This window comes from Actinomyces sp. ICM47 (genome assembly GCF_000278725.1).
Lineage (GTDB): Bacteria > Actinomycetota > Actinomycetes > Actinomycetales > Actinomycetaceae > Pauljensenia.
This window is the reverse complement of record NZ_ALCA01000112.1, coordinates 1-8,264: the sequence shown is the minus strand read 5'-3', so window position 1 is coordinate 8,264 and position 8,264 is coordinate 1. Positions and strand designations below refer to the sequence as shown.

Below are 8,264 nucleotides of genomic sequence, written 5' to 3'. Positions count from 1 at the left end.
CGATCCTGGCTCGCGCACGCGACGCCATCTCCCGTTCCCAGCAGGGCCGTCCCGTGCGCCCGATCCCCCGCGACTACATCCGTTCCACCGAGCACGCGCCCGGTTCGCAGGCCGTCATCGACGAAATGATCGAAAAGCTTGAGGACTACTCGGCAAAGGTCGTCGTGGTCTCCAAGGAGTCCGAGGTCGCCGACGCGATCTCGACCTTCCTGGCCGACCAGAAGGCCACCTCCGTCGTCGTGCCGACCGGGCTGGACGAGACCTTCAAGAAGGCCGCCGCCCGCGACGGCCGCACGGTCCGTGAGGATAGCCGTGAGCAGGCCATCCCGACGCTGGAACTGGACGAGATCGACGCCGTCGTCACGCGCTGCCGCGTTGCTATCTCTATCTCCGGCACCATCGTTCTCGACGGAGAGCCCGACCAGGGTCGACGCGCGATCACGCTCGTGCCCGACACCCACGTCGTCGTCCTCAACGCCGCCGACATCGTCCCCACGGTCCCCCAGGCGGTGGACATCCTCGGCAAGAATCCGACGCGTCCCATGACCTGGATCGCCGGCGGTTCGGCGACCTCGGACATCGAGCTGGTCCGCGTCAACGGCGTGCACGGCCCCCGCTTCCTGCGAGTCGTCATCGTCAAGTGAGCGTCTCGCTCTAACAACGTCACGCGCCCGGCTGCCATTGCGCAGCCGGGCGCTGCGTTATGCCTTCTTCGTGAGCTGTTCTGTCCCGGGGCATGGCAGCTCAGCCCTACGGGTGGCACCGTAAGCTCCTCAACGCGTCTGGGTCCTACGGGTGGCACCGCAAACCACGAAATCGCAGCTGAACCCAACAGGTCGAAGCATCCCGGGGATCATGGACAGTGTCGTGGGCCGACGTGCGCACAGAGGAGTTCACCTGACGCGCTTCATCAACCATCAGTCGCATGCAATTCGGGTGCCCGAACTTTCTGCAGCACCTCAAAAAATTACAATTTCAACGATACGATTTCAATGTTTGAAATGTTCACACGGGAATTGCATGCAACATTTCTGAGGACCATACGAGGCCGCAAAGAACCCCCAGAAGACACCCACGTCCCCGGCAACCGCCACAACTGCCAGAAGCACGGGGGCGCTGCACCCGATCAGGAGCACTGCACCCGATCAGGGGCGCTACACCCGATCAGGGGCACTACACCCGAACAGAAGAGGTGCATTGCCTACGGATCGGGTGCAGCGCCCCAACACACAAGAATAAACGCGGAACTGGCAAACCGAGTCACCCCTGCCCCACAACCAGCCCGGGCACAGGCACCGAGCCGGTAATGATGACCCCGTCAGCGCAGATAGCGGCCCGTCACCGAGACCTCGTTGGCCGCAATATCGCTCGGGGTGCCCTGTGCGACGATGCGACCACCCTCTATGCCGCCGCCTGGGCCCATGTCGATGACCCAGTCAGCGCAGCGGATCAAATCCAGGTCGTGCTCGATCACGAGAACGGTCGCTCCCCGCTCGATGAGGCGCTGAAGCACATCCAAGAGGACCTGCACGTCGTCCGGGTGCAAGCCGATGGTCGGCTCGTCGAAGACGAAGAGCGCGCCGTCCTGACGCCTCCCCATCTCCGAGGCCAGCTTGAGTCTCTGCGCCTCGCCACCGGACAGGGCAGGCGTGGCCTCGCCAAGCGTCAGATACCCCAGACCAAGGCCGGACAGCGTCTCGAGGAGCGCGCCCGCTTTCTTCAGGCCGCGCACAGCAACCCGGGCCTCATCGACGCTCATCGCCAAAATATCGGGTAACGAGAGGCCATCACGGCGAATCGATGCGGCCTGCGCGCCGTAGCGGCTCCCCCGGCACTCGGTGCACTCGATGTCCACGTCCGGCAGGAACTGCACGTCCAGGGTAATCTGTCCGGTCCCGTCGCATGTGGGACAACGCAGCGAACCCGTGTTGTAGGAGAAAGCGCCGGGCTTGAGCCCAGCCGCCTGCGCTTCCTCCGTGCGCGCGAACGCCCGGCGCAGCTCGTCCAGCACACCGGAATACGTGGCCACGGTCGAACGAACGTTGACACCGATGGGTGTCGCGTCGATCAGGTTGACGCGGGAGATCCCGGCGGCATCCACGTCGCGCACGTGCGTCGGCAGCGGGTCACCCGCCAGGCGCGCACGCAGTGCGGGAACCAGCGACTCCAGCACGAGCGTTGTCTTGCCCGAGCCGCTCATGCCCGTGACGGCCGTCAGAGAGCCGACGGGTATGTCCACGCTCAGGGGCTGCACCGTGTGTATCTGCGAGGTTTCCAGGTGAAGCGCGCCGCGCCTGTCGACGTCCGCGCCCCGACCCGGCTCCCCAACCGCACGCTCAACCCGACGAGACCCAGCCATGTATGGGCCGATACGAGAAGCGGGGGCGCGGGAGGCCTCGTCGATAGGCCCCTGGAAGATGACGCGACCGCCGTCCGCGCCTGCACCCGGCCCGATTTCGATGAGGTGGTCGGCGGCCCCCAGGACGCGCGTGTCGTGGTCGACGACGACAACGGAGTTCCCGTCGGCGATGAGCTGACGGATGATCGCCAGGACACCGTCAACGTTGGCGGGGTGCAGGCCGATGGTCGGTTCGTCGAGGACGTAGAGGACCCCAGTCGTCTGGTTGCGCACGGCGCGGGCGAGCTGCACGCGCTGACGCTCGCCGTTGGACAGCGTCGAGGAGGCACGGTCGAGAGACAGGTAGGACAGACCGAGTTCCACGAGGCGCTGCATCGGCTCGGTCATCTCATCAACAATGACGCGGGCCATGGGTGCCACTTCCTCCGGGACGAGGCCGGGGATGCGCTGGACCCACTCGCGCAGTTCCGTGAGGGTCAGGCGAGAGGCCTCGCCCAGATCCATGCCGTCAATCAGTGTGGAACGCACCCGCTCCCCCAGGCGCGTGCCGTCGCAAGCCGGGCACGTGCGGGTGATGAGGTACTTGTTGACGCGGGCAAGAGCCTTCTCGTCTTTCGCCTTCGACAGGGCGTTTTCGACCGTGGCGACCGCGTTGAAGTAGGTGAAGTCCAGCTCGGCACCGCCCGTCTTGGTGGCGACGACGATGTGGCGTTTTTCGGCGGGCCCCTCGTAGACGATTTCCTTTTCGGCGTCGGTCAGGTCCCGGAAGGGCACGTTCGTGCGCACGCCCATCTCGCGGGCGACGTCTTTCATGAGCTTCCACATGAGAGACCCCCACGGGGAGACGGCCCCCTCGTCGATGGTCAGGGACTCATCGGGCACGAGGGCGGCGCGGTTGACGACGCGCTGGACGCCCGTCCCCTCGCACACCGGGCACGCGCCGCCCGAGTTGAAGGCCATTTCCTCCGCGCCGAGCCCCCTAAAGGACTCCCCACACTGCGGGCACGTGAGAGGAACCTCCAGGGCGACGTTACGCGAGGGAGGGACGCGGTGCCCGTTCGGGCACAGGTAGGAGCCCGCGCGCGAGAATAGGAGGCGCAGATGGTTGAGGAGTTCCGTCGCCGTGCCAAAAGTGGAGCGCACGTCGGGCACGCCGGGGCGCTGGCGCAACGCGAGCGCGGCGGGGACGTGCGCCACCTCGTCCACCGAGGCCTTGGCTGCCTGGGAGATACGCCTGCGCGTGTAGGTCGCCAGGGACTCCAGGTAACGCCGTGAACCCTCCGCGTAGAGCGTGCCCAGGGCCAGGGAAGACTTGCCCGACCCAGACACGCCCGCGACTGCGACGAACGCGTTCAGGGGAACGCCAACGTCCACGTTCTTCAGGTTGTGGACGCGGGCACCGCGCACGCGGATGACGCTGGGCACGTCAGAACCCGAGGCGTCCCAGCATCTTCGGGTCGGACTGCCAGTCTTTCGCGGTGCGCACGTGCAGGTCCAGGTAGACGCGCCGTCCCAGCAGCTCCTCGATGTGGGCGCGGGCTTGTGTACCGATCTGCTTGAGGCGCGAGCCCTTGCGGCCGATGATGATGGCCTTTTGGGAGTCGCGCTCGACGTAGACGTTCACGTGAATGTCGAGCATGGGCGGGCGGTCGTCGCCCTCGCGGCGGGGTCGTTCGATGATCTCCTCGACCTGGACGGCCAGGGAGTGCGGCAGCTCGTCGCGCACGCCTTCGAGGGCGGCCTCGCGGATGAACTCGGCGATGAGGGTGTCGCGCGACTCGTCGGTAACGTCGCCCTCGGGGTAGAGCGGCGGCGACAGCGGCACAGTCTGCGCCAGCACCTCGCGCAGGTGGTCGATGCCCTTGCCTTCCACGGAGGAGACGGGCACGATGGCGGCCCACTCCCCCAGCTTTTCGATGGACAGCAGGTGCTTCATGACGCGCTCGCGCGGCACGGCGTCGCACTTGGTGGCCACCGCGATGATCGGGCGCTTGATGCCACGCAGTTCGCGGGCGATGAACTGGTCGCCGGGACCGATACGCTGGTCGGCGGGCAGGCAGAAGAGCACGACATCGACCTCGGAGAGGGCCTCACGTACCATGTCGTTGAGGCGCTTGCCCAGCAGCGTGCGCGGCCGGTGGTATCCGGGGGTATCCAGGAGCACCAGCTGGTAGTTATCCCCGTGCACGATGCCACGGATGTTGTGGCGCGTCGTTTCGGGGCGGCCCGAGGTGATCGCGATCTTGCGCCCGACTAGCGCATTCGTCAGTGTCGATTTGCCGACGTTGGGGCGACCGACGATCGACACGAAGCCTGCACGGAAGTCCTCGGGAAAGTCCGGGATCTCGATGGTCGCGGCCGCGTCCTCGCGCAGGGACGCCAGCGAGGTCAGTGCCTCGAACGCGTCGAGATCGGCGTCCTCCTCGTCCTCCAGGCCCTCGAGGTCGCCATAGTCCTCGTCCTCCTCAGAATCCTCAGAGCCGTCAGAGTCCTCAGAGCCGTCAGAATCCTCAGAATCCTCAGAGTCCGCGTCGTCGCCGGACTCAGCCCCGGCCTCGTCCGAGGTTTCGCCGAGGCCGGCCTCGATCTGCGCGCGGGCGTCGGCTTCCGGGTCGGCGGCGTCGGGTGCTACCTCGATGCGCGCGTCCCCGAAGGCGTTGGGGCCGGCCATGAGTTCGTCGTCGGAGGGGAATCGCATGTCAGTTGTCCTTGTCGTCGGCGGGGATAGGGTCAGTGATAAGCGGAGAGTCGGGGTCGAGGCGGCACAGGATCGTGGAGACTTGGCGGCGGCGTCCGCGCGCCTCTTCCGCCGTCATCATGACGCCGGCGAGGCTGCCGGTCGCGCCGGGCAGCGGAACCTTGCCGATGGCCTTGGCGAGGAGGCCGCCGACGGAGTCGACGTCCTCGTCTTCGATGTCGCGTCCGAGGAGCTCGCCCAGTTCGGAGATCGGGTAGCGTGCGGGCACGCGCCAGGTGCCCGGCTCCGTTTCCTCGGGTTCGATGGAGTGGCGGTCGTGTTCGTCGGTGAGTTCGCCGACGACCTCCTCGAGGATGTCTTCGAGGGTGACCAGGCCCGCGACGCCGCCGTATTCGTCAATGACGATGGCCATGTGGAAGCGTTCAGCCTGCATTTGGCGCAGCATGTCGTCCGCGAGCTTCATTTCGACGGCGTACTCGGCGGGGCGCATCATTTGCTCGGCGCGCAGGTCTAGCTGGCCGCCGTTCGCCTCCCAGCGGGAGACCAGGTCTTTGAAGAACAGGATGCCTCGGATGTCGTCCACGTCGTCGCCGACGACGGGAATGCGCGAGAATCCGGAGCGTACGAACAGGCGGAGGGCGGAGGGCGCGGGTGTGTCCGCGTCGATGGTCACCATGTCGGTGCGCGGCACCATGACCTCGCGCACGAGCGTGTGTCCGAGGTCCAGGACAGATCGGACCATGTCGCGGTCCTCTTCCTCGAAGCTCTCGGGTTCGCCGACCTCGTCGACGATTTCGCGCAGGTCGGAGATCAGTTCGGCGCGTGCCTGCGCTTCGGTGGGTTCGGGGGCGGGGCGTGAGGAACGTACGCGGGTCAGCAGCGGGTCTGCGACGTGGCTGAGGCGCGAGAGGCGGTCCGCGAAGGACGCGCCGACCAGGCCGATGCCCTCGGGGTTGCGCGCGCCCCACTGGGCGGGCAGGAAGGAGACGAAAATCAGCTGGATCACTGCGATGACGGACACCGCGATGAGGGCGACCGCCCACCAGGGCAGGCGTGTGTCCACCAGGACGATGGTGCCCGTGACGGCGTAGACGACCTGCCAGAAGGTACGGAAGGCGCGCAGCGACAGCAGGGTGCGCCGACGGTGATCGACGAGGCCGTAGAGGATGCGCGCGTTCCTGTGCTCTTCCTCGATGAGGTCTTCGACGCCAGCGAGGGTCAGGCGCTGGATCGCCTGCTCGACGCTCTGCGCGATGGACGCGAAGGCCAGGGCGATAACCGCCAGGATCAGGAGGGCCACGGAGGGCACGCCCATGATCGGCGAGGCCGGGGCTGCCTCCAGGGGGACGGTGAGGGTCATCGGGTGGCCAGGAAGGTCAGCAGGAGCTTGCGCTGGAGGGCAAACATGATCTCGCGCTCGGCGTCGGTCGCGTGGTCGTAGCCGAGGAGGTGCAGCATGCCGTGCGTGGCCAGGAGCAGCATTTCTTCGGCGGCGCTGTGGCCGGATTCTGCGGCCTGGCGGGAGGCAATCGCCGGGCAGATGCAGATGTCGCCGAGCATGCCGGGGGGCGTGGGGCGTTCGGCTGTGCCGGGGCGCAGCTCGTCCATGGGGAAGCTCATGACGTCGGTCGGGCCGGGCAGGTCGAGCCAGCGCACGTGCAGGTCTTCCATTGGCTCGGGGTCGATGAAGATGATGTTGACTTCCGCGTCGGAGCTGACGTGCATCTGGTCGAGCACATAGTCTGCCAGGGCGGAAAACTCGGCTTCGTTGATCTCGTAGTCGGTCTCGTTGATGACCTCGGTCATGACGTGTACTCCCTGCGTGCGGTGTTGTGGCTGCGGGTGCGCGCGCGGCGCGCGGCGTTTCGGTCGTCGTAGCGCTGGTAGGCGTCGATGATGGCACCGACCAGCTCGTGGCGCACGACGTCGGCGCTGGTCAGGCGGCAGAATTCGATGTCGTCGATGTCGCCCAGGATGTTTTCGACGACGGACAGTCCGGAGGTCTGGCTGCCCGGCAGGTCGACCTGCGAGGCGTCGCCCGTGACGACGACCTTGGAGCCGAAGCCCAGGCGCGTGAGGAACATTTTCATCTGGCCGACCGTCGTGTTTTGGGCTTCGTCCAGGATGATGAAGGAGTCGTTGAGGGTGCGGCCGCGCATGTAGGCCAGTGGCGCGACCTCGATGGTGCCGGCGGCCATGAGCTTGGGCAGGGCCTCGGGGTCGAGCATGTCGCCCAGGGCGTCGTAGAGGGGACGCAGGTAGGGGTCGATCTTGTCGGTGAGGGAGCCTGGCAGGAAGCCCAGGTTTTCCCCGGCCTCGACGGCGGGGCGGGTCAGGACGATGCGGCGCACCTCGCCGGAGAGGAGGCGGCGCACGGCCTGGGCCATGGCCAGGTAGGTCTTGCCCGTGCCCGCGGGGCCGATGCCGAAGACGACGGTGGCGCGGTCGATGGCGTCCGTGTAGGCCTTCTGGCCGGGGGTCTTGGGGCGGATCGAGCGGCCGCGCGCGGAGAGGATTTCCTCCGTGGGGGCCTCGCCCGAGGTGAGGCGTCCGAGCAGCCCGATGGCCTGTTCGACGGCGGTGGCGTCCAGCGCGGTGCCGCGTCGGGCCATGCCGATGAGTTCCTCGAGGAGGCCAGCGGCCACGTCGATGTCCGCCTGGGTGCCCGCGAGGGAGATGTCGCGCCCGGTCACGAGGAAGCGGACGTGCGGGAAGCCGCGTTCGAGGGCGCGCAGGACCTGGTCTGCGATGCCGAGGACCACAATCGGGTCCATGTCTGCGGGGATGGTGACGCGCCCCGTGGTGTGTGCGAGGGTGGCCGCCGCGAGCGTCGGCGCAGTGTTCTCCGTAGTCATACTGCTTCCAGTCTACTCTGCCGCCCCATCTTCCTCAGCCTCATCACCTTCGTATTAGCCTGTGTATATGAACAAACAGACCGTGCACGGAGAAGCTGTCAGCGAGGACCAGATTGACGCGTGGGTCGCAGAGGCAGAAGCAGGGTACGACGTTGAAATGCTGCGAAAAAACGGCAACTCCGCGCAATGAAAGCCCGTCAGCAGTATCACTCGCTTGTGAAATATTGAGCCATGACCACCCTCGAAGAACTTGTTTCCAAGCCGCCGGAGCTGCCGGTCACGCGCGCGCTGGGCGATATCGCGGCGGCGACGCGGCCGGGCGGCTGCGCGGTGGTGACCGCTCCCCCGGGCA

7 protein-coding genes are annotated in these 8,264 nt (G+C 66.8%); 2 read left to right on the top strand and 5 right to left on the bottom strand.

Annotation, left to right across the window (positions count from 1 at the left end):
* Nucleotides 1–2: 2 nt before the first annotated feature.
* Nucleotides 3–644: a LutC/YkgG family protein gene (locus tag HMPREF1136_RS08315; RefSeq protein ID WP_034505512.1), complete on the top strand. Its 642-nt coding sequence runs from the start codon at nucleotides 3–5 to the stop codon at nucleotides 642–644.
* A 674-nt stretch (nucleotides 645–1,318) separates the two neighbouring features.
* On the opposite strand, the gene HMPREF1136_RS08310 is transcribed toward HMPREF1136_RS08315, so the two are convergent.
* The 5 genes from HMPREF1136_RS08310 to HMPREF1136_RS08290 are packed head-to-tail and all read right to left on the bottom strand — an operon-like array spanning nucleotide 1,319 to nucleotide 7,912.
* On the bottom strand, nucleotides 1,319–3,784 hold the full coding sequence (locus HMPREF1136_RS08310; RefSeq protein WP_009648900.1) for an ATP-binding cassette domain-containing protein: 2,466 nt from the start codon (nucleotides 3,782–3,784) through the stop codon (nucleotides 1,319–1,321).
* Nucleotide 3,785: 1 nt separating this feature from the next.
* Nucleotides 3,786–5,057, bottom strand: coding sequence for a GTPase Era (gene era, locus HMPREF1136_RS08305; protein WP_009648897.1), 1,272 nt, complete (start codon nucleotides 5,055–5,057; stop codon nucleotides 3,786–3,788).
* Nucleotide 5,058: 1 nt separating this feature from the next.
* Nucleotides 5,059–6,417, bottom strand: coding sequence for a hemolysin family protein (locus HMPREF1136_RS08300; RefSeq protein WP_009648896.1), 1,359 nt, complete (start codon nucleotides 6,415–6,417; stop codon nucleotides 5,059–5,061).
* Nucleotides 6,414–6,863 (bottom strand): rRNA maturation RNase YbeY, encoded by a 450-nt coding sequence (gene ybeY / locus HMPREF1136_RS08295; protein WP_009648901.1) that lies wholly within the window; start codon nucleotides 6,861–6,863, stop codon nucleotides 6,414–6,416. Before ybeY ends, HMPREF1136_RS08300 begins: the two co-directional genes overlap by 4 nt.
* A complete protein-coding gene (locus tag HMPREF1136_RS08290) occupies nucleotides 6,860–7,912 on the bottom strand; it encodes a PhoH family protein (protein WP_009648899.1) in 1,053 nt (350 codons plus the stop codon). The genes ybeY and HMPREF1136_RS08290 overlap by 4 nt, the downstream gene beginning before the upstream one ends.
* Before the next feature lie 67 nt (nucleotides 7,913–7,979).
* On the opposite strand from HMPREF1136_RS08290, the gene HMPREF1136_RS08285 reads away from it, so the two are divergent.
* Nucleotides 7,980–8,102, top strand: a complete 123-nt coding sequence (locus HMPREF1136_RS08285) for a hypothetical protein (RefSeq protein WP_009648903.1) — start codon at nucleotides 7,980–7,982, stop codon at nucleotides 8,100–8,102.
* Nucleotides 8,103–8,264: the final 162 nt, after the last annotated feature.